Below are 20,583 nucleotides of genomic sequence, written 5' to 3' on the forward strand. Positions count from 1 at the left end.
CGGGCCGCGAAGCGCTGTGGGCCGGCGCCTACTTCTTGCCCTTGTGCCCGCCCATCATCTCGAGCACGTTCATCTTCATGCCGTTGGACATGATCATGTCGCCCGGTTTCTGGCCGGCCTTGCAGGGGCCGACCCATCTGGCTTCGATGACGGCCGAGCCTTCGGCGCGGCCCATCAGCGGCGGACTGTAGGTCGACTTGCTTTCCATGCGGTAGGCCGAACTGAAGTCGCCGCTCATCACCGCGTGCGAGGTGGCGGTGGTCGGGCCGATCTTGCAGACCGAATCGACGACCAGCTTGCCTCCCTCGTTGCGGAGTTCCTGCTTCGAGCACGTGTCCTTGCCCATGCCCTGGCCCATGTCGCGCAAGGCCTTGTCGCTGGCCGCGTCGATGCACTGCTGAATGGTCTGGCTCGCCCCCTTGGTGGCGGTGCCGTCGCCGGTCTGGATTTCCCAGAGGCCGGGCTTGCGCGCGGGGTAGTCGATGGCCATGGCGGGCATGGCGGCCGCGCAGGCCAGCATGAAGACGGCAATGGCAGGCAGGCGAATCTTCATGGCGGGCTCCGCGTCGGATCAAAGGACGATAAAGGAACGATGCCCGGGTTGTACCGCACGCGCCGGGCGTGCGGAATAGCGCAATCGGCCTACGCCGGCTCCGCCTGCACAGCCGCTGCCGCAGCGGCGTGGCGTGGCCGCGAAGCCAGCCCGAACCCGATGCCCAGCGCCAGCCCGCCGAGCACGTCGATCAGCACATGCTGGCGGACCGCCATCGTCGAATAGACGATGCCGACTGCCCATGCGATGTTGAGTGCGCGAAGCCACATGGGCGCAGCCACGTCGCGCAATTGCCTCGCGAGCACCACGCAGGCAAACACCGAGAATGACACGTGCAGCGATGGAAACGCGTTGCCGGCCGCATCGATCGTTTTCAGCAAGTGAAGCGAAGTGCCCGGGCTGGTGTCGATGGTGAAGTTGGGTATGGCCGTGGGCATGAACCAGAACACCACGAGCGCGATGCACGTCATGAAGGCGCAGCCCAGCGCAAAGCTCGAGAGCTCCCGCTTGTCCTTGGCAAGGAACACCGGCAGCGCGATGTAGAGCCAGAGCGAAAGATAGACCGGCAGCAGCGCCGGCCAGAAGGCGATCAGCCGGTCGAATGCCGTGAGCGGCAGCGTCCAGGGCTGGCCGGCGTTCTTCATGATCCAGAAGTACAGCGGGAAGAACCCGGCGGTGGCCACCGTGTTGCCGACGAGCTTCAGCGGCCAGAGCGCGAGGCAGCGCCGGCCCAGGGCGCGAAGCCAGGGCTGCGGAGGTTTCGAAAGCGGCAGATCCCGAAAAGAAGAGCTTGTCATGAGCGCCCGTTGCGGCGCGCCGTGTGCTCGCGGGTGCGAGCGTGCGGCACTACCAGGGCGTCCACTTTAATTCGCTTTTTGCCGAAGCCACCGTGCGCTCGATGAAGCGAACGCCGCGCGCGCCGTCTTCCACGCGCGGATAGTCGGCCGCAATGGCGTCGGCCTGCTGGCCCGCATTCCGTGCGCGGATGTCCGCCGCGACGCCGCCGTAGATGTTGGCAAAGGCCTCGATGAAGCCCTCGGGATGTCCCGCGGGCAGGCGGCTCGCGCGTTGCGCCGATTCGCAAAGCCACGGCGAGCCGCGCGTGAGGATGCGCTTGGGTCCGTCGTGCGGCAGGTGCAGCAGCTCACTCGGCCGCTCCTGGCGCCATTCGAGCGTGCCCAACGCACCGGAGACTCGCAGGCGCAGATCGTTCTCCAGGCCGGTGTTGATTTGCGATGCGATCAGCACACCGCGCGCAACACCCTTGAAGCGCAGCAGCAGGCTGCCATCGTCGTCGAGCATGCGGCCGGGCACCAGCGCGCTCAGGTCCGCGCAGAGGCTCTCGATCTCCAGCCCGGTCACGCTCGCGACGAGGTTCTCGGCATGCGAGCCGATGTCGCCGATGGCACCGGCTGCGCCGCTGCGCGCTGGGTCGGTGCGCCAGTCGGCCTGTTTGTTGCCGGTGTCTTCGAGCTGGCTCGCGAGCCAGCCCTGGTTGTATTCGACGACCACCTTGCGCAGCTCGCCGAGCTGGCCCGAGCGGACCATCTCGCGCGCCTGCCGCACCATCGGGTAGCCGGTGTAGTTGTAGGTCACGCCGAACACCGTGCCCTGCCTGGCCACGGTGGCCACCAGCGCATCGGCCTGCGCGCGTGTGTGCACCAGCGGCTTGTCGCACACCACGTGAAAGCCCGCTTCGGCAAAGGCCTGTGCAACCGGGAAGTGCACATGGTTGGGTGTGACGATCGAGACGAAGTCGATGCGTTCTTCCGGCGGGCGCTTCAGCTCGTCGGCCAGCAGCGACTGCCAGTCGCCGTGGTTGCGCTCGTCCGCCAGCCCGAGGTCGCGGCCCGAGGCGCGCGCTTTTTCGGGGCTCGACGACAGCGCGCCGGCCACGAGTTCGATCTGCCCGTCTAGCGCCATGGCCTTGCGGTGCACGGCGCCGATGAAGGCGTCGCGCCCGCCGCCCACCATGGCGCAGCGGAGCTTGCGAGAAGGTTGATCCGTCATCGGTAGGAATTCCTGGTAACTGTTCCCTCTCCCCAAGGGGAGAGGGAGCAAGACCTGCACGCTCAGAACGGCGAGTTCGGGTGGTAGAAGTCCTTGGCGTTTTCCTTGGTGATCAGCACCGAAGGAATGATCGTCGTCGCGGGCAGCTTCTCGCCCTTCAGGCGCGCTTCGGCCGTGAGCTTGATCGCGTCGTAGATGAACTTGGGCGAGTAGCTCACGTCGGCGCCGATGCGCTTGTCCTTGCCGTCCATGATGGTCTTGACCATGCCCTTGGCGCCCGCGCCGCCGAAGACGATCTTGATGTCGTCGCGCTTGGCCTGTTCGATGGCCTTGAGCACGCCCACGGCCATGTCGTCGTCGGCCGCCCAGATGGCGTCGATCTGCTTGAAGCGCGTGAGGTAGTCCTGCGTGACCTTGAAGGCGTCGTCGCGGTTCCAGTTGGCGTACTTGGCGTCGAGCAGCTTGATGTCGGGGTGGTTCTTGAGCACCGCGTTGAAGGCGTCCATGCGCTCGTTGTCGAGCGTGGTGGCAATGCCGCGCAAGGCGACCACGTTGCCCTTGCCGCCGAGCTGCTTCGCAATGTACTCGGCCGGAATGCGGCCGAAGGCGGTGTTGTCGCCGGCCACATACGCATCTTGCGCGCTGGTGTCGGTCAGGCCGCGGTCGACCACGGTCACGTAGGCGCCCTTGGCCTTGACCTGCGCCACCGGCTTGGTGAGCGCCGCCGATTCGAACGGGAACACCACGAGCGCGTTGATCTTGGTGACCGTCGAGAGGTCTTGGAGCTGGTTTGCCTGCTCGGGTGCATTGGCCGCGGTCTTGATCGTGATCTTCAGGTCCTTGTGTTCCTTCTCCAGATCCTTCTTCGCCTGGTTGGCCCAGTAGTTGATGCCGCCCATGAAGCTGTGCGTGGCCGCGGGAATCGAAACGCCGAGGTTCACTTTCTCGGCAGCGAATGCGGGCAGGCTCGCGAGCGCCGCGGCCGCCACGGCCGTGAGTGCGATGCGACGTGTGAAGCTTGTCATGCTGGATGTCTCCTTGTGGTTAGTGATGAAGCGGAACGGGAACAAACTAGCGGCGCCCTCTTTGGAGGAACGCAACGATGATGATCACGAAGCCCTGCACCGCGGCGTTGAGGTACACGCTGATGATGCTGGTGAGGTTCAGGATGTTGCTGATGACCGAAAGCAGGATGGCCCCCACCACGGTGCCCGTGATGCTGCCCGCGCCGCCCTTGAGCGCGGTGCCGCCGACGATCACCGCGGCAATCGCTTCGAGCTCCCACAAGAGGCCGGTGGTCGGTGATGCCGAGCCGAGGCGCGGCACGTACAGCAGCGTGGCAATGCCCACGCATACGCCTAGCAGCACGTAGGTGAGGATCTTCACGCGGTCGACGTCCACCGCCGCATAGCGTGCCACCTGTTCGTTGGAGCCAATGGCCTGCACGTAGCGCCCGTAGGCCGTGCGGTTCAATATGACGCCGCCGATGATCGCGACGACCACGAACACCCACACCGGCACCGGAATGCCCGCCAGGCTTGCGTAGTACACCGGCGCATAGAGGTCCGACAGGTCGTTGTCGAGCGTGAGCGCGCCGCCATCGGCAAAGTAGGTAAGGTAGGCGCGGAAGATGCCGAGCGTGCCCAGCGTCACGATGAAGGGTTCGATGCGGCCCTTGGTGATGAGCAGGCCGTGCGCCAGGCCGAACAGCGCGCCCAGCACCACGGCAAGCACCGCGCCCATCACCACCGCCATCAGCGGGGAGCCTGACGCAGGGCCGGCCCAGTTGATGAACATGATCACGCTGCCCGCGATGAGCGCCGCCATCGAGCCGACCGACAGGTCGATGCCGCCCGAGATGATCACGAAGCACATGCCCACCGCGATGATGCCGATGAAAGCCGTGCGCGTGAGCACGTTCATGGCGTTGTCGACGGTGGCGAAGTCGCTGTTCAGCAGCGTGCCGCCGATGCACAGCAGCACGAGGCCGATGACCGGCCCGAGGCCGTGCAGGCGCTCGGTCCAGCGCGGCTTGCTCTCGCTGCGGTGTTGCGCGGCTTCAGGCTGCGGCATGGGTGTCCGCTGTTCCGGTGGCATGAGCGATGAGCTCCTCTTCAGTCAAGTGGTCGGCGTTGAGCGTGGCGACGAGTCGACCCGCGCGCATTACCGCCACGCGGTGGCACAGGCCGATGAGTTCCATCAGCTCCGACGAAACGACGATCACCGCGAGCCCTTCGCGGGCGAGTCGCTGGATCAGGAAATAGATGTCGCGCTTGGCGCCGATGTCGACACCGCGGGTGGGCTCATCGAGCACCACCACCTTCGGCCTTGGCTGCAGCACCTTGGCGAGCGCGAGCTTCTGCTGGTTGCCGCCCGAGAGCGACGAGGCCCGGGCGTCGAGCGTGCCGGTGCGAATGCCGTAGTCCTTCACGGCCTCGGCCAGCGCGCCGCGTTCGGCGTCGGGCTGGAGCCAGGGCTTCGCATAGCGCTCGAGTGCCATCAGCGTGAGGTTCTGGCGCAGCCCGAAGTCCACGTGCAGGCCCTTGCCTTTGCGGTCCTCGCTCAGGTAGGTGAGCCCGTGTTTTGCGGCGTCGCGCGGATTGCGCCAGCCCTTCCGGTCGGGCACCGGCTTTCCGAGCATCTCGACCTGGCCGCTCGCGGGCCTGAGGCCCAGCAGGCCTTCGAAAAGTTCGGTGCGGCCCGCGCCCACCAGACCCGCAAAGCCGAGGATCTCGCCGGGGCGCACCTCGAAGTCGACATCGTGCGCCCAGCCGGGCACGCTGAAGCTGCGCACGCGCATGGCGGGCGCATCGGCGGCCACCACCACGTCGCGCGGCGGGTACAGGTCGGCCAACTCGCGGCCCACCATCAGGTTGGCCATCTGCTGGCGCGAGACCTCGGGCGTGGGCGCGCGGGCGACAAAACGGCCGTCACGCATCACGATCACCTCGTCGGTCACCTGCTCCACTTCATCGAGCTTGTGCGAGATGTAGACGATGGTCACGCCATCAGCACGCAGCTGCGCGATGAGCTTGAAGAGCCGCTCGGTTTCGCCGGGCGTGAGCGTGGCGGTGGGCTCGTCCATGATGAGCAGCCGCGCGCGGCGCGCAATGGCCTTGGCAATCTCTACCAGCTGCTTCTCCGCGACGATGAGCCGGCGCACCTTGGTGCGCGGATCGACCTGCAGGCCCACCGCGGCCAGTGCGGCGGCGGCGTCGCGCTCCATCGACGCATCGTCGAGCAGCCAGCCCTTCTTCTTCTCGTGGCCGAGGAAGATGTTCTGCGCCACGCTCAGGTCTTCAGCGAGGTTGAATTCCTGGTGGATCAGCACGATGCCCAACGCTTCCGCATCGCGCGAGCTCGCGAAGTGCCGGGGCTCGCCGTTGACGCGCAACGTGCCGCCGCTCAGCTGCTCATACCCCGCAAGAATTTTCATCAACGTGGACTTGCCCGCGCCGTTCTCGCCGAGCAATCCATAGACGCGTCCGGGTGCGAGCGAAAAGCTCACGCCGTGCAGCACTTGCACCGGGCCGAAGGCCTTCACCACGCCGTCGAACTCGACCGCGACGCTGCCCTTGATGTTTTCTTCACTCATGGCGCCACTCCGCGGACTTTCAGGGTCTCGTGCATCGCGAGCACGCCGGCGCCGACCAGGCCGCCCTGCACACCCAGCGGCGTGTACTGGATTTCCAGGTGCCGCGTGGAGAGCGCGAGCGAACGCTGGTAAACGCTTTGCCGCACGGCCGCCAGGAACAGTGGCCCGATGCGCGTGATGCCGCCGCCGATGAACACGTGCGACGGATTGAAGAAATTCACGACCGACGCCAGCATCTGGCCGATGAGGTTGCCGGCGCGCTGGATGATGCCGTTGGCCGCCGTGTCACCGGCGCGGCTCGCCTGGCCCACGTCGACGGCGTCGATGCGCCCGTGCACTCGCAGGCATTCGGCGAGCATGGCGCTCTCGCCGGCTTCGGCCGCCTGCACGGCCATGCGTGTGATGGCCGGCCCCGCCGCCATGGCTTCGACGCAGCCCACATTGCCGCAATGGCAGCGCGGGCCTTCCTGGTCGACGCAGATGTGGCCCACGTCGCCGGCCGAACCGGCGGCGCCGCGATAGACCTCGCCGTGGCAGACGATGCCGCAGCCGATGCCGGTTCCGATCTTGATCACGAGAAAATTGTTGAGCGAGCGCTTCAGCCGCCAGAGCTCGCCGAGCGCCATCAGGTTCACGTCGTTGTCGACGAAGACGGGCGCCGCGTAGTCCTCGCGCAGGTAGTCGCGGATCGAGAAGCTGTCCCACGCGGGCATCAGCGGCGGGTTCACGAGCTGGCCGATCTCGAAGTTGACGGGGCCGGGCACGCCGATGCCGATGCCAAGCACGTTCTTTGCGCCGCTGTTGCAACGCGCGAGCAATTCGCGCATCAGCACACGCACCCGCGCCAGCACGACAGCCGGGCCTTCGCGCACGTCGGCGGGTTCGTCGTGCTGGGCAAGCACGGTGAGGTCGGGGCGCAGCACTGCAACGTCGAGGCTGGTGGCACCGATGTCGATGCCGACCAGCACGCCAAGGCCGGCATGCAGCTGCAGGTTTTCGGCGCGGCGGCCGCCCGAGGAACGCTGGAGACCGGCTTCGGCCAGCAGGCCTTGTTCGACAAGGCCCGCAATCAGCGAATTCGCCTTGCTCTTGGAAAAGCCGAGCTGTTCGGCCATGGCATGGCGCGAGCCGCCGGCCGACCAGAACGTGGTCTCCAGCAAGCGCATTTCGTCCGCAGTGATGCCGCTCCAGCGTGTCACGCGTTGTTGTCTCCGTCTTTTTTGCTGTGGCCCGGGGCGGATGCCGCCGAGCGAGTGAAGGCGAATACTAGAGGCAGCTCTTCAGCCATACAAGGCTGAACTTCGACCAATTTCAGATCAAAGATAAATGCAAAGCTGCTCCTCCGGACGCAAAAAAGCCGCCCGGAGGCGGCTTCTTCTGGCGCGAGCCCCCAAGGCGGGCCGCCGCTTCTTCCTGTCGAATTACTTCTTCTGGCGGTACTTGCGCAGTGCCGCGATCTGGGCGGCCATGACGGCCAACTCCGATTGCGCCATGGCAATGTCGATGTCGCTCTTGGCGTTCTTGAGCGCTTCTTCGGCGGCAGCCTTGGCCTGGTTGGCCTTTTCGTCGTCGAGGTCCTTGCCGCGAATGGCGGTGTCGGACAGCACGGTGACGGTGTCGGGCTGCACTTCGAGAATGCCGCCCGCCACGAAGACGAACTCTTCGCCGCCGTCGGCCGTTTCGATGCGCACCGCACCCGGGCGGATGCGCGTGATCAGCGGCGTGTGGCGCGGATAGATGCCGAGCTCGCCGGCTTCACCGGGCAGCGCGACGAACGTGGCCTCGCCCGAGAAGATCGACTCTTCCGCGGAGACTACGTCGACGTGAATGGTGTTTGCCATGTGCGTTCCTGCGCCGCTTTACGCGACCTTCTTGGCTTTCTCGAAAGCCTCGTCGATGGTACCCACCATGTAGAACGACTGTTCCGGCAGGTGGTCGCATTCGCCGTTCACGATCATCTTGAAGCCGCGGATGGTTTCCGACAGCGGCACGTACTTGCCCGGCGAGCCCGTGAACACTTCGGCCACGTGGAACGGCTGCGACAGGAAGCGCTGGATCTTGCGGGCGCGGGCCACGGCGAGCTTGTCGTCGGGAGCCAGTTCGTCCATGCCCAGAATCGCGATGATGTCGCGCAGTTCCTTGTAGCGCTGCAGCGTGCCTTGCACGGCGCGGGCCACGTTGTAGTGCTCTTCGCCGACCACGTTCGGGTCGAGCTGGCGCGAGGTCGAATCGAGCGGGTCCACGGCGGGGTAGATACCGAGCGAAGCGATGTCGCGCGACAGCACCACGGTCGAGTCCAGGTGGGCGAAGGTGGTGGCGGGCGACGGGTCGGTCAAGTCGTCGGCTGGCACGTAAACGGCCTGGATCGAGGTGATCGAGCCGACCTTGGTCGACGTGATCCGCTCTTGCAGGCGGCCCATTTCCTCGGCCAGCGTCGGCTGGTAGCCCACGGCGGAAGGCATGCGGCCCAGCAGAGCCGACACTTCGGTACCGGCCAGCGTGTAGCGGTAGATGTTGTCCACGAAGAACAGCACGTCGCGGCCTTCGTCGCGGAACGACTCGGCGATGGTCAGGCCGGTCAGCGCCACGCGCAGACGGTTGCCCGGGGGTTCGTTCATCTGGCCGTAGACCATGGCCACCTTCGAGTCTTCGAGCTTCTCGAGGTTCACGACGCCGGAGTCGGCCATCTCGTGATAGAAGTCGTTGCCTTCGCGGGTACGTTCACCCACACCGGCGAACACCGACAGACCCGAGTGAGCCTTGGCGATGTTGTTGATGAGTTCCATCATGTTCACGGTCTTGCCCACGCCGGCACCGCCGAACAGGCCCACCTTGCCGCCCTTGGCGAACGGGCACACCAGGTCGATCACCTTGATGCCGGTTTCCAGCAGGTCTTGCGAAGGCGACAGTTCGTCGTACGCGGGGGCCTTGCGGTGGATCGAAGCGGTGAGGTCCTGGCTCACTTCGCCGCGCTCGTCGATCGGACGGCCAAGCACGTCCATGATGCGGCCGAGCGTGGCCTTGCCGACCGGCACCGTGATGGGTGCGCCGGTGTTGGTGACGATGAGGCCGCGGCGCAGGCCGTCGGACGAACCGAGCGCAATGGTGCGCACCACGCCGTCGCCGAGCTGCTGCTGGACTTCGAGGGTCAGTCCGCCGCCTTCGAATTTCAAGGCGTCATAGACCTTGGGCATCTGGTCACGCGGGAACTCCACGTCGACCACGGCGCCGATACATTGGACAATTTTTCCTTCAGCCATGGCGTTTCCTTCTGGATCTCAATAATGTTGCGACAGGTTCTTGCAGAAGCGTCCTTGTGCCATCGCGGGCCGCTTTTGCAAGAATGCCGGACAGGCCGGCACCCTTGAACTCAGATACTTCTTCCGATCAGCACTTCATGGCCGTCGCTTGTGCAGCGAAGGCGTCCGAAGCGGCCTTGCAGGCCTGGCCCAGCGCAGCCTTGTCGGTGCCCATCGACGCCCAGGCGGCCCTGGTCTGATCGAGGCCCGACTTCATCGCATCGGCGGCGGCGCCGCTTTGCGAAGCCGCGCAGGCCTGAACCTTGGCCAGGTAGTCGTTGCACTCTTTCGGCAGGTCCGCGGCCGATGCCGTCGGAGCGGCAGCGGCGGGAGCAGCAGGCGCCGCGGGAGCGGGCGCCGGAGCAGCGGCAGGTGCCGGTGCGACAGGCGCCTCTTCCTTCTTGGAACAGGCAGTCAGAGCAGCGGCCATGGCCACCAGAACGAGAAGTTTTTTCATTATTCAGAATCCCCTAAAAAAGGCCTTCGGTTATCGGGCCGCGTTGCGTGCCCCGAACGGCGATGTGGCCCGATACATCGCCTCGATCAAACACCGGCGGCCGCTGCGGCGCCGGACACGATTTCCGAAAGTTCTTTGGTGATGCCTGCCTGGCGAGTCTTGTTGTAGACGAGCTTGAGTTCGCTGATCACGTTGCCGGCGTTGTCGGTTGCCGCCTTCATTGCAACCATGCGGGCCGAGTGCTCGGACGCCATGTTCTCGGCCACGGCCTGATAGACCAGCGACTCCACATAGCGCACCAGCAGCTCATCGATCACGCTTTCAGGATCGGGCTCGTAGATGTAGTCCCACGAATGCTGTCCCTCTTCGACCTGCAGCGATTCCGCCGCCAGCGGAAGCAGCTGTTCGACCAGCGGCTCCTGCTTGATGGTGTTGATGAACTTCGTGTAGCACAGGTACACCGCGGACAGCTTGCCTTCGGCATAGGCGTCGAGCAGCGTCTTGACCGGGCCGATGAGCTTGTCCAGGTGGGGCGTGTCACCCAGGTGGGTAACGTGCGCGACCACGCGGGCACCGATGCGGTTCAGGAAGCCGAGGCCCTTGCTGCCGATTGCCACCGACTCGATGGCCGTGCCGGCCGCCTGCGCTTCGCGCAGCTTGGTCGTCACGGCGCGCAGCAGGTTGGTGTTCAAGCCGCCGCACAAACCCTTGTCGCTCGTCACGATGATGAAGCCGATGGCCTTGGCCTCGTTCGTCTTCATGAAGGTGTGAACGTACTCCGGGTTCGCCCGGCCCAGGTTGGCCGCGATGTTGCGAATCTTCTCGCTGTAGGGGCGAGCGGCGCGCATGCGCTCCTGCGCCTTGCGCATCTTGGAGACCGAGACCATTTCCATGGCCTTGGTGATCTTCTTGGTGTTCTCCACCGATTTGATCTTGCCGCGGATTTCCTTACCAGCTGCCATGGGGATTCCTTGTCAGGTCGATCAGGCGAACGACTTCTTGAACGCGGTGATCGCGCCCGTCAGTTCGGCCTCGGCGTCCTTGTCGAGCGCCTTGGCTTGCTCGATCTTGTCGAGCAGGGGACCATGGCTGGTCTTCAGGAACTGGTGCAGGCCATGCTCGAAGGGCAGAACCTTCTTGATGTCCAGGTCGTCCATGAAACCCTTGTTCACGGCGAACAGCGTGGCGCCCATCAGCGAGATCGGCAGCGGGCTGTACTGGGCCTGCTTCAGCAGTTCGGTCACGCGGGCACCGCGGTCGAGCTGCTTGCGGGTGGCTTCGTCCAGGTCGGAGGCGAACTGCGCAAACGCAGCCAGCTCACGGTACTGCGCGAGGTCGGTACGGATACCGCCCGACAGGCCCTTGATGATCTTGGTCTGGGCCGCCGAACCCACGCGCGACACCGAGATACCGGCGTTGATGGCGGGGCGGATACCTGCGTTGAACAGGTTGGTTTCCAGGAAGATCTGGCCGTCGGTGATCGAGATCACGTTGGTCGGCACGAAAGCGGACACGTCGCCGGCTTGCGTTTCGATGATCGGCAGCGCGGTCAGCGAGCCGGTCTTGCCCTTGACTTCACCCTTGGTGAAGGCTTCCACGTAGTCGGCGTTGACGCGCGCGGCGCGCTCGAGCAGACGGCTGTGGAGATAGAACACGTCGCCGGGATAGGCTTCGCGGCCTGGCGGGCGGCGCAGCAGCAGCGACACCTGGCGGTACGCAACGGCCTGCTTGGAGAGGTCGTCGTACACGATCAGCGCGTCCTGGCCGCGATCGCGGAAGTACTCGCCCATCGTGCAGCCCGAGTAGGCCGACACGTACTGCATGGCAGCCGATTCGGAGGCCGATGCGGCCACCACGATGGTGTAGTCCATGGCGCCCACTTGCTCGAGCGCGCGCACCACGTTCTTGATCGACGAAGCCTTCTGGCCGATCGCGACGTAGATGCAGGTCACGCCCTGGCCCTTCTGGGCAATGATCGCGTCGATGGCCACGGCCGTCTTGCCGGTCTGGCGGTCGCCGATGATCAGCTCGCGCTGGCCACGGCCGATCGGCACCATCGAGTCGATGGACTTCAGGCCGGTTTGCAGCGGCTGGTCGACCGATTTACGGGCGATCACGCCCGGGGCGACCTTTTCGATCACGTCGGTCATCTTGGCGTTGATCGGACCCTTGCCGTCGATCGGCTGGCCCAGTGCGTTCACCACGCGGCCGATGAGCTCGGGACCGACCGGCACTTCCAGAATACGGCCGGTGCACTTGACCGTGTCGCCTTCGGAGATGTGCTCGTATTCGCCCAGAATCACGGCGCCGACCGAGTCGCGCTCGAGGTTCAGCGCCAGGCCGAACGACGGCGTGCCGTCGGCGCTCGGCGGGAATTCCAGCATTTCGCCTTGCATCGCATCGGACAGGCCGTGCACGCGCACGATGCCGTCGGTCACCGAAACCACGGTGCCTTCGTTGCGGATGTTGGCACTGACGCCGAGACCCTCGATGCGGCTCTTGATCAGTTCGGAAATTTCTGCGGGATTGAGTTGCATGACTCTTTCCTTCTTTCTGTAAATGGGGCCAACTGGCTGCCGGCCGCCGTCAGGCGGTCAGCGCCGCTTTCATTTGTTCGAGGCGAGCCTTGACCGAGGTGTCGAGCACTTCGTCGCCGACCACGGCGCGGATGCCGCCGATCAGCGAGGGGTCGAGTTCGACCCGCGTCGTGAGCTTGCGCGCAAAGCGCCGCTCCAGCGCCGCGCCCACGTCCTTCAGCGCCGCGTCGTCAATCGGAAACGCGCTGTAGATCACGGCATCGGCAGCCCCGCTGCGCGCATTGCACAAGGCGCGGAACTGGATTGCCACTTCGGGCAATGCAACCAGCCGGCCGTTGTCGATGACAGCGCGCAGAAAGTTCTTGCCCGCATCGGGCAACGGCTGCTTCGAAAGCCCGGCGATCAGCTCGAACACCTGCTCGGGCGGCACCTTCGGGTTGGCCGCGAACTCCAGGAGCTGCGGGCTGCCGGCGACGGACGCCAGCTGGTCGAGCCAGCCGGCCGTGCCTTCGAGGTCGCCGGGGCACGCCTTGAACAGCGCTTCGGCGTAGGGACGGGCAATGGTCGCAAGTTCGGCCATGTCGTCCTCAGAGCTCGGTCTTCAGGCGGCTGAGCAAGTCGGCATGAACGCCGGCATTGACTTCCTTGCGGAGAATCTGCTCGGCACCCTTGACGGCCAATGCGGCCACCTGCTCGCGCAGCGCTTCACGCGCACGCACGGATTGCTGGTTGGCCTCTTCGCGCGCGGCGGCCACGATCTTGTTGGCCTCCTCGGTTGCGCGGCTTTTGGCCTCTTCGATGATCTGCTGGGCACGGCGCTCGGCATCGGCCAGGCGGCTGGTGGTCTCGTTACGAGATGCCACCAGTTCCTGCTCGACGCGTTGGTTGGCGGAAGCCAGTTCGGCCTTGGCCTTCTCGGCGGCCGCCAGGCCCGCAGCGATCTTTTGTGCTCGTTCGTCCAATGCCTTCGCGATCGGCGGCCACACGAATTTCATCGTGAACAGCACAAGCAGCAGGAAGACGATGGCCTGAACGAACAGGGTCGCGTTGATACTCACGGCAACACCTTTCTGGAGTGGCGTTGAACGGAAATTACTTCGGCAGAGCGGCGATGAACGGGTTGGCGAAAGCGAACAGCAGGGCAATAGCCACGCCGATCAGGAACGCAGCGTCGATCAGACCGGCCAAGATGAACATCTTGGTTTGCAGTTCGTTCATGAGTTCAGGTTGACGAGCCGACGACTCGAGGAACTTGCCACCCATCAGTGCAATACCGATGGAAGCACCGATCGCGCCGAGACCGACGATCAAACCACAAGCCAGAGCGACGAGACCGAGAACGTTTTCCATGATGACTCCTTAATACAGATTGAAAGCAAACGAAAAGAAAAAAGAAAACTCAATGCGCTTCATGAGCCTGGCCGAGATAGATCAGGGTCAGCATCATGAAAATGAATGCCTGAAGCGTGATCACCAGGATGTGGAAGATCGCCCAGACGGTACCGGCAATGATGTGCCCGATAGGCAGCAGCACTCCCGAGAACGAGGCCGCCATCGCACCACCCATGAGCGCGATCAGCATGAAAACGAGTTCGCCCGCATACATGTTGCCGAACAACCGCATGCCATGCGAAACAGTCTTGGCCAGGTATTCGATGACCTGCATCAGCAGGTTGATCGGCCAGAGTACGGGGTGCGCGCCGAACGGCGCTGTGATGAGTTCGTGGCCCCAGCCGCCCAGGCCCTTGATCTTGATGCTGTAGAACAGGCACAGCAGCAGCACCGAGGTCGACAGACCGAGCGTGGTGGACAGGTCCGCCGTGGGAACGACGCGCATGTAGGCGTGGTGCGGATCGTGTCCGCCCGCCTCGAAGACCTTGGCCCAGATCGACGGCAGCAGGTCGACCGGCAGCATGTCCATGGCGTTCAGCAGGAAGATCCAGACGAACACGGTGAGCGCCAGAGGCGCAATGAACTTGCGGCTCTTCGCGTTGTGGATGTTCGATTTGGCCTGGTTGTCGACCATTTCGACCAGCATTTCGACGGCAGCCTGGAAACGGCCCGGCACGCCGGGCGTCGCCTTGCGCGCGGCGAGCCACAGCACGAAACAGCCCAGTGCACCCACGACCAGCGCGTAGAGCACGGAGTCGAGGTTGATGACATTGAAGTCGACGATGGCCTTCTGGACCACGGGATTGAGGCTCCAGTCAACTTGCCAGTGCTGGAGGTGGTGAACGATGTATTCACTCGCGGTCGGGGCGTGTCCTTCGGCGGCCATCTTTCAGCGTCTCTTTTTTAAACAGTCAAATCCGGTTCAACAATCCGGGCCGCACCAGCAGGGCCACCCAGTACATCTTCATGGCGACCACCACGCCGGCCAGCAAGGCCAGCCAACTGATGCCCTCGATCAGCCACGGTGCCGCCGCCAGCAAGGCAACGGTCAACCCGATCTTGATCAACTCCCACACAAAAAACCGCAGCATGACAGCAGATTGCGACAAGGCACCCCGTGCCCGCCGCACACCCCGCACGAACAATGCCGCCGGGATCGCTACCGCCATGGCTCCGTAAAACGCCGACACCGCGGCACCTGGCCGCTGCGTCCACATCCATGCCACTCCGGCCACAAGCAATCCCATGGCCACCTGGGCCCCAATCACCCACCAGGGCGACATTTCGGGATTTTTCTCGCGAAGCCTCTGAGCCTCCTCGGCAGTCAGCGGCTTGAAGTCGGAGACTTCAGCATCGATCTCGGAGACAGGAGCGCTGGTTGTCATTGGAATGCCGCTCGCGTTGTCAGCCGTGAATTTAACAAAGCCATTGATTATAAGTAGAAACCCAGCCTGCCCGGCCACCTGAACTGTCGCGTTTGCAAAACACGGCTTCGTTGGCTGACCGGAACCCGACCTGGCGCACACAACCATAATTCCCGCATGCACCCTCTTACTGCCGCACTCCCCACTACGCTCTGCTACCTCGACGGCGAGTACACCGCCCTGCGCGACGCGAAGATCAGCGTGCTCGACCGTGGCTTCATTTTCGGCGACGGCATCTACGAAGTCGTCCCCGTCTACGGCGGCCAGCCTTTCTGCTTCGAAGAGCACATGGCACGGCTCGATCGTTCGCTGGCCGAGTTGCAGATTGCCAACCCGCTCACGCTCGCCCAGTGGCGCGACATCGTGATGCGGCTGATCGAACCGGGCGGCGATGCACCCCAAGCCGTGTACTTTCAGATTACCCGTGGCGTTGCGCCGCGCGATCATGCCATGACCAAAGGCGTGCGCCCGACGGTGTTCGTGATGGTGAATCCGCTGCCGCCGGTGGCCGACGCCGTGCGCGCCAAGGGCGTGGCCTGCGTGACCGCGGCCGACTTCCGCTGGGAGAAGGCGCACATCAAGAGCACCAGCCTGCTGGGCGCGGTGCTGGCGCGGCAGATCAGCGTCGAGGCCGGCGCGGCCGAAACCGTCATGTTCAGGGGCGAATGGCTGAGCGAAGCCTCCTCCAGCAACGTGTGGATCGCCAAGGACGGCCAACTCATCGGCCCGCCCAAGGACAACCTGGTGCTGACCGGCATCCGCTACGGCCTGCTCGAACGCCTGTGCGCCGAATCCGGCATTCCGTTCGCCCTGCGCCGCATCTCGCGCGACGAAGTGTTCGGCGCCGACGAGCTGCTGCTCTCCTCGGCCAGCAAGGAAGTGCTGCCGGTGGTGACGCTCGATGGCCAGGCGATTGGAAATGGCCGCCCAGGCCCCATCTATCAAGCCTTGTACGCGGCTTACCAAGAGGCCAAGCAGCGCAATGCCCAGCAGCCACAGAAGCAAGGAGTGACCACCGCATGAGCAGCAGCACCACCGACATTACCGACACCAGCACCCCGATTCCCGATCCGCGCAAGGAATCGCTGATCGAGTACCCCTCGCAGTTCCCGATCAAGGTCATGGGCGCCAAGACCGACGGGTTCGTGCACGCCATCACCCAGATTGCCGAACGCTTCGACCCGGCCTTCGATGCCACCACGGTCGAGTTGCGCGACAGCAAGGCGGGCAACTACCTGGGCGTGACGATCACCGTGACCGCCACCAGCCGCGAGCAACTCGACGATCTCTATCGCGCGCTGTCGGCGCATCCGTCGGTCAAGGTCGTCCTTTAACTATCAAAGGCTTCGATGACGGTCGCAGAGCACCCGATAGGCACCGCCATCGCGCCGCGATGGCTGGGCCGCGTCGACTATGCCGAGACCTTCGCGGCAATGAAGCAGTTCACGCTGGAGCGCCAGCCTGAAACGCCCGACGCGCTATGGATGTGCGAGCACGCGCCCGTGTTCACGCAAGGCATTGCCGGCAAGCAGGACCATATCCTGAACCCCGGCAGCATCCCCGTGGTGCAGACCGATCGCGGCGGGCAGGTCACTTTCCACGGCCCGGGCCAGGTGGTGGGTTATCCGCTCATCGACCTGCGCCGCGCCGGCTACTTCGTGAAGGAATACGTCTACCGCATCGAGGAATCGGTGCTGCGCACGCTAGCGCACTTCGGCGTGACCGGACACCGCGTGGCGGGCGCGCCGGGCATCTACGTGCGGCTGGACGACCCGTTCTCCCATGCAGCGCTGACCGGTCCGCTGCCCGCCGGCGACCCGTTTCGGGGCCTGGGCAAGATCGCCGCACTGGGCATCAAGGTGAGCCGCCATGCCACCTACCACGGCGTGGCGCTCAACGTCGAAATGGACCTCGAACCCTTCTCGCGAATCAACCCTTGCGGCTACGCGGGGCTGCAAACGGTCGATCTTTCTACAATCGGGGTTCAAACCACATGGGAAGAAGCTGCCCGGGTCCTGAGCCAGAAGCTCACCACCTATCTGGCGCCCTAGCAATCCAATGAGCACTACCGAAGTCGTCCGCGACGCCCAGAGCGCCGAAAACTACAACCCGCTGGCCAAGCAGAAGGCTGCGGCCAAGCTCTCGCGCATCCCGGTCAAGGTGGTGCAGGGCGAGGTGCTCAAGAAACCCGAGTGGATCCGCGTGAAGGCCGGGAGCCCCACCACCCGCTTCTACGAAATCAAGCAGATCCTGCGCGAGAGCAATCTGCACACGGTCTGCGAAGAGGCTTCGTGCCCGAACATCGGCGAATGCTTCGGCAACGGCACGGCCACTTTCATGATCATGGGCGACAAGTGCACGCGCCGCTGTCCGTTCTGCGACGTGGGCCACGGCCGCCCCGATCCGCTCGACAAGGACGAACCGCTCAACTTGGCCAAGACCATCGCCAAGCTGCGCCTGAAGTACGTGGTGATCACCAGCGTCGACCGCGACGACCTGCGCGACGGCGGCAGCCAGCATTTCGTCGATTGCATCACCCACATCCGCGAACTCTCGCCGATGACGCAGATCGAGATTCTCGTGCCCGACTTCCGCGGCCGCGACGACCGCGCCTTGGAAATCCTCAAGGCCGCGCCGCCGGACGTGATGAACCACAACCTCGAGACCGCGCCGCGCCTTTATAAAGAAGCGCGCCCCGGCAGCGACTACCAGTTCAGCCTGAACCTGCTCAAGAAGTTCAAGGCGCTGCACCCCAACGTGCCGACCAAGAGCGGCATCATGGTGGGCCTGGGCGAAACCGACGAAGAGATCCTGCAGGTGATGCGCGACATGCGCGCCCATGGCATCGACATGCTGACCATCGGCCAGTACCTGTCGCCGTCGGGCTCGCACCTGCCGGTGCGCCGCTACGTGCACCCCGACACCTTCAAGATGTTCGAGGAAGAAGCCTACAAGATGGGCTTCAGCCATGCGGCGGTGGGCGCGATGGTGCGTTCGAGCTACCACGCGGATCAGCAGGCCGGACACGTTCTGGCGGGCACGCCAGCCAACGATTGAACACGTCCGCGCCCGCAGTGGAGGCAGACGCCCCCATGACCGGGCCCCCGTTGCGCATCCTGCTCGCGATGTGCTACCTCGTGCACCGCACGGGCGCGGAGATGTTCACCCGCGATCTTGCGCTGTGGCTGCGGCGGCGCGGCCACGCCGTCACCATCTTTGCGACAGCCTTCGGCGACATGGCCGACGAATTGCGCCATGCCTCGATCGCGTGCATCACCGATGTGGGCGACATGGCCGCCCGGCCCGATGTGATCATCGGCAACACCCACCACGAGACGGTGCGCGCCCTGCTTCATTTTCATGACGTGCCCGTTCTCACGATCTGCCACGACCGCAGTGCGGAGCATGGCCGTCCGCCGCAGTTCTCGCAGGTGGTGCGCCATCTCGCTGTCGACGAGAACTGCGCAGAGCGGCTGGTGCACGAGTTCGGCATCGAGCGCGAGCACATCGAGCTGATCCAGAACGGAGTCGATCTTTCACGCTTCGTGCCGCGCGCACCTCTCTCGGCCGCGCCCCGCTCGGCACTGGTCTTCAGCAACTATGCATTGCACGACGCGCAGCTCGAGGAGATTCGCGCCGCGTGCGCGGAGCGCGCTCTCACCCTCGACGTGATCGGCAGCGGCACCGGCAACCACATGCCCGACCCGGCTGCCGCGCTGGGCCGCTACGACGTCGTGTTCGGCAAGGGACGCTGTGCCACCGAGGCGCTGGTCACCGGCAACGCCGTGGTGGTGCTCGATCCCAGCTCGGGCATGGGTGAAATGGTCACGGCCGCCACGGTGGCCCATGCACGCCGCTGGAACTTCGGCCGGGCACTGATGACGCGGCCGATCACTCGGCAGAACGTGATGGCCGAGCTCGACAAGTTCGATGCAGGGGATGCGCATGAAGCCGCAGCCTGGATGCGCGCGAACGGCGGCCTGGATACGACGCTGTCCGCGCTCGAGGACTGCGCGCGGCGCATGAGGGACGCCCAGGCGATCATCTTGGTGCCCGCCGAACAGCGTGCGCGCGAGATCGCGCACTACATGGACGACTGGATCCGGCGCGGAAGCTCCACCACCGCGCATCTCGGCCTTGCGTCGCTCAATCAGCACGTCACGGGACTGCAGCAGGCCTTCAACGATCAGCAGCGCGCGCATCAGGCTCAGCTCGAGGGCTCGCGCGCCGAGGCGCTGCGGCATTCGGAGCATGCCGCGGCGCTGGCCGAGCGATTGCAGTCGGCCGAAGCCGCGCTGGCCGCGCAGCAGCGGGATACCGAACTCGCACTGGCGACTGCAGCGGCGGCGCACGCCGCGCTCAGCGCGCGGATGGACGAAGCCGCTTCGCGCCTCGCGGACGCCGAGCGGCAGGCGGTCGACGCCGCCGCCGGCATGGACGCGCGGCTGCGCGAGGTTTATGCTAGCCGCTCCTGGCGCATCACCGCGCCGCTGCGGCAAATCTCCACCTTCATCCAGGCCCGAATTCACCGCACATGAAGCACCTGCTGATCGCCGCTCATCCGGGCCACGAGCTGCTGCTGTGGAAGTGGCTTCGGAATGAACGGCCCGATGTGGTGGTGCTCACCAACGGCGCAGGATCGAACGACGCGCCGCGGCTCGCGCCCACGATCGACAACCTTGCGCAGGCGGGCGCGAACTGGGCTCCCCATGTCGTGGAGCCCGTGGCCGATGCCGAGATCTATCAGGCCCTGCTGGACGGCAACGCGCACATGTTCGCGCAATGGCTCGACCGACTGACAGCGCACGTGATTGCACAAGGAATCGATTGCATCGTCGCAGACGAAGCGGAGGACTACAACCCTTCTCACGATCTGTGCCGTCTGCTGGCCAACCAGGTCGCCGCCCACGCAACGGCGCGCGGCCATCCGGTTGTGAGCTTCGGCTACCCGACCGTCGGCCATCCCAGTCCAACGGCGCGCCTTGCGGCCGAAGACCACCTCGTGGTCGAACTCGGTACCCAGGACCTGCAGGCCAAGCTGGCCGACATGCACGGCTACGCCCAGCGCTTCGGCGGACAGCTGCAGCGGGAGCTCGATGGCTTCATCGCGGAATTCGGCGCGCAAGCCTATGGCAGGGAATGCCTCTTTGCCGCCCGGCCCACGCGCTACGAGCAGGCCGAAGCCCCTGTCGCCAAGCCTTTCTTCGAAATCGCCGGTGAAGAGCGCGTCGCGGCCGGCGTCTACAAGCATGTCATCCGGGGGGCCCACCTGCAGGTGGTGGCCGACCGTCTGCGCGGCCAGGTTCGCTGAAGCAT

Annotated in this window: 23 protein-coding genes; 6 read left to right on the forward strand and 17 right to left on the reverse strand. The window is 65.0% G+C overall.

Features of this window, described 5'->3' with window-relative positions; translation table 11 throughout:
* Positions 1–28 precede the first annotated feature (28 nt).
* From ABIC94_RS26175 to ABIC94_RS26255, 17 genes are all read right to left on the reverse strand, one after another.
* Positions 29–553, reverse strand: a complete 525-nt coding sequence (locus ABIC94_RS26175) for a DUF3617 domain-containing protein (protein WP_354375951.1) — start codon at positions 551–553, stop codon at positions 29–31.
* 89 nt (positions 554–642) lie between these two features.
* Positions 643–1,350 (reverse strand): phosphatase PAP2 family protein, encoded by a 708-nt coding sequence (locus ABIC94_RS26180; protein ID WP_354375953.1) that lies wholly within the window; start codon positions 1,348–1,350, stop codon positions 643–645.
* Between the two features lie 49 nt (positions 1,351–1,399).
* Positions 1,400–2,563 carry a Gfo/Idh/MocA family protein gene (locus ABIC94_RS26185; RefSeq protein WP_354375955.1) on the reverse strand — a complete coding sequence of 388 codons (1,164 nt, stop codon included), beginning with the start codon at positions 2,561–2,563 and terminating at the stop codon, positions 1,400–1,402.
* Between the two features lie 62 nt (positions 2,564–2,625).
* On the reverse strand, positions 2,626–3,588 hold the full coding sequence (locus tag ABIC94_RS26190) for a substrate-binding domain-containing protein (RefSeq protein ID WP_309950931.1): 963 nt from the start codon (positions 3,586–3,588) through the stop codon (positions 2,626–2,628).
* 46 nt (positions 3,589–3,634) lie between these two features.
* A complete protein-coding gene (locus ABIC94_RS26195) occupies positions 3,635–4,636 on the reverse strand; it encodes an ABC transporter permease (RefSeq protein WP_354375957.1) in 1,002 nt (333 codons plus the stop codon).
* The gene (locus ABIC94_RS26200) at positions 4,623–6,158 is read right to left on the reverse strand and encodes a sugar ABC transporter ATP-binding protein (protein WP_354375959.1); all 1,536 of its coding nucleotides are present in this window, start codon (positions 6,156–6,158) and stop codon (positions 4,623–4,625) included. Before ABIC94_RS26200 ends, ABIC94_RS26195 begins: the two co-directional genes overlap by 14 nt.
* Positions 6,155–7,324 carry an ROK family protein gene (locus tag ABIC94_RS26205; RefSeq protein WP_354376012.1) on the reverse strand — a complete coding sequence of 390 codons (1,170 nt, stop codon included), beginning with the start codon at positions 7,322–7,324 and terminating at the stop codon, positions 6,155–6,157. The genes ABIC94_RS26200 and ABIC94_RS26205 overlap by 4 nt, the downstream gene beginning before the upstream one ends.
* A gap of 255 nt (positions 7,325–7,579) precedes the next feature.
* Entirely contained in the window at positions 7,580–7,999 is a 420-nt protein-coding gene (locus tag ABIC94_RS26210) for a F0F1 ATP synthase subunit epsilon (RefSeq protein ID WP_307704042.1), read from the reverse strand.
* Between the two features lie 18 nt (positions 8,000–8,017).
* A complete protein-coding gene (gene atpD, locus ABIC94_RS26215; protein ID WP_307704041.1) occupies positions 8,018–9,418 on the reverse strand; it encodes a F0F1 ATP synthase subunit beta in 1,401 nt (466 codons plus the stop codon).
* A 127-nt stretch (positions 9,419–9,545) separates the two neighbouring features.
* Complete coding sequence (locus ABIC94_RS26220; RefSeq protein WP_354375962.1) at positions 9,546–9,914, reverse strand: hypothetical protein; 369 nt, start codon at positions 9,912–9,914, stop codon at positions 9,546–9,548.
* A gap of 86 nt (positions 9,915–10,000) precedes the next feature.
* Entirely contained in the window at positions 10,001–10,876 is an 876-nt protein-coding gene (gene atpG / locus ABIC94_RS26225; protein ID WP_354375964.1) for a F0F1 ATP synthase subunit gamma, read from the reverse strand.
* 21 nt (positions 10,877–10,897) lie between these two features.
* Positions 10,898–12,451 (reverse strand): F0F1 ATP synthase subunit alpha, encoded by a 1,554-nt coding sequence (atpA, locus tag ABIC94_RS26230; RefSeq protein ID WP_307704038.1) that lies wholly within the window; start codon positions 12,449–12,451, stop codon positions 10,898–10,900.
* A gap of 49 nt (positions 12,452–12,500) precedes the next feature.
* Positions 12,501–13,031, reverse strand: a complete 531-nt coding sequence (locus ABIC94_RS26235; protein ID WP_354375967.1) for a F0F1 ATP synthase subunit delta — start codon at positions 13,029–13,031, stop codon at positions 12,501–12,503.
* Between the two features lie 7 nt (positions 13,032–13,038).
* Complete coding sequence (locus ABIC94_RS26240; protein ID WP_126749119.1) at positions 13,039–13,509, reverse strand: F0F1 ATP synthase subunit B; 471 nt, start codon at positions 13,507–13,509, stop codon at positions 13,039–13,041.
* Between the two features lie 34 nt (positions 13,510–13,543).
* Positions 13,544–13,801: a F0F1 ATP synthase subunit C gene (gene atpE, locus ABIC94_RS26245; protein WP_124958928.1), complete on the reverse strand. Its 258-nt coding sequence runs from the start codon at positions 13,799–13,801 to the stop codon at positions 13,544–13,546.
* A 49-nt stretch (positions 13,802–13,850) separates the two neighbouring features.
* On the reverse strand, positions 13,851–14,729 hold the full coding sequence (gene atpB / locus ABIC94_RS26250) for a F0F1 ATP synthase subunit A (RefSeq protein WP_354375970.1): 879 nt from the start codon (positions 14,727–14,729) through the stop codon (positions 13,851–13,853).
* A gap of 25 nt (positions 14,730–14,754) precedes the next feature.
* Positions 14,755–15,228 carry an ATP synthase subunit I gene (locus ABIC94_RS26255; protein ID WP_354375972.1) on the reverse strand — a complete coding sequence of 158 codons (474 nt, stop codon included), beginning with the start codon at positions 15,226–15,228 and terminating at the stop codon, positions 14,755–14,757.
* Between the two features lie 156 nt (positions 15,229–15,384).
* On the opposite strand from ABIC94_RS26255, the gene ABIC94_RS26260 reads away from it, so the two are divergent.
* From ABIC94_RS26260 to ABIC94_RS26285, 6 genes are read left to right on the forward strand one after another with little or no spacing between them, the layout of a single operon-like run.
* Entirely contained in the window at positions 15,385–16,290 is a 906-nt protein-coding gene (locus ABIC94_RS26260) for a D-amino acid aminotransferase (RefSeq protein WP_354375974.1), read from the forward strand.
* Positions 16,287–16,601, forward strand: a complete 315-nt coding sequence (locus tag ABIC94_RS26265; protein WP_354375976.1) for a YbeD family protein — start codon at positions 16,287–16,289, stop codon at positions 16,599–16,601. The genes ABIC94_RS26260 and ABIC94_RS26265 overlap by 4 nt, the downstream gene beginning before the upstream one ends.
* Before the next feature lie 15 nt (positions 16,602–16,616).
* The gene (gene lipB / locus ABIC94_RS26270) at positions 16,617–17,318 is read left to right on the forward strand and encodes a lipoyl(octanoyl) transferase LipB (RefSeq protein ID WP_354375978.1); all 702 of its coding nucleotides are present in this window, start codon (positions 16,617–16,619) and stop codon (positions 17,316–17,318) included.
* Positions 17,319–17,325: 7 nt separating this feature from the next.
* On the forward strand, positions 17,326–18,324 hold the full coding sequence (gene lipA, locus ABIC94_RS26275) for a lipoyl synthase (RefSeq protein ID WP_354375980.1): 999 nt from the start codon (positions 17,326–17,328) through the stop codon (positions 18,322–18,324).
* Positions 18,325–18,359: 35 nt separating this feature from the next.
* Positions 18,360–19,805 (forward strand): glycosyltransferase family 4 protein, encoded by a 1,446-nt coding sequence (locus ABIC94_RS26280; RefSeq protein ID WP_354375982.1) that lies wholly within the window; start codon positions 18,360–18,362, stop codon positions 19,803–19,805.
* Positions 19,802–20,578 carry a hypothetical protein gene (locus tag ABIC94_RS26285; RefSeq protein WP_354375984.1) on the forward strand — a complete coding sequence of 259 codons (777 nt, stop codon included), beginning with the start codon at positions 19,802–19,804 and terminating at the stop codon, positions 20,576–20,578. Before ABIC94_RS26280 ends, ABIC94_RS26285 begins: the two co-directional genes overlap by 4 nt.
* Positions 20,579–20,583 lie beyond the last annotated feature (5 nt).

Origin of the sequence: Variovorax paradoxus (assembly GCF_040544635.1) — a bacterium.
Classification (GTDB): Bacteria; Pseudomonadota; Gammaproteobacteria; order Burkholderiales; family Burkholderiaceae_C; genus Variovorax; species Variovorax paradoxus_R.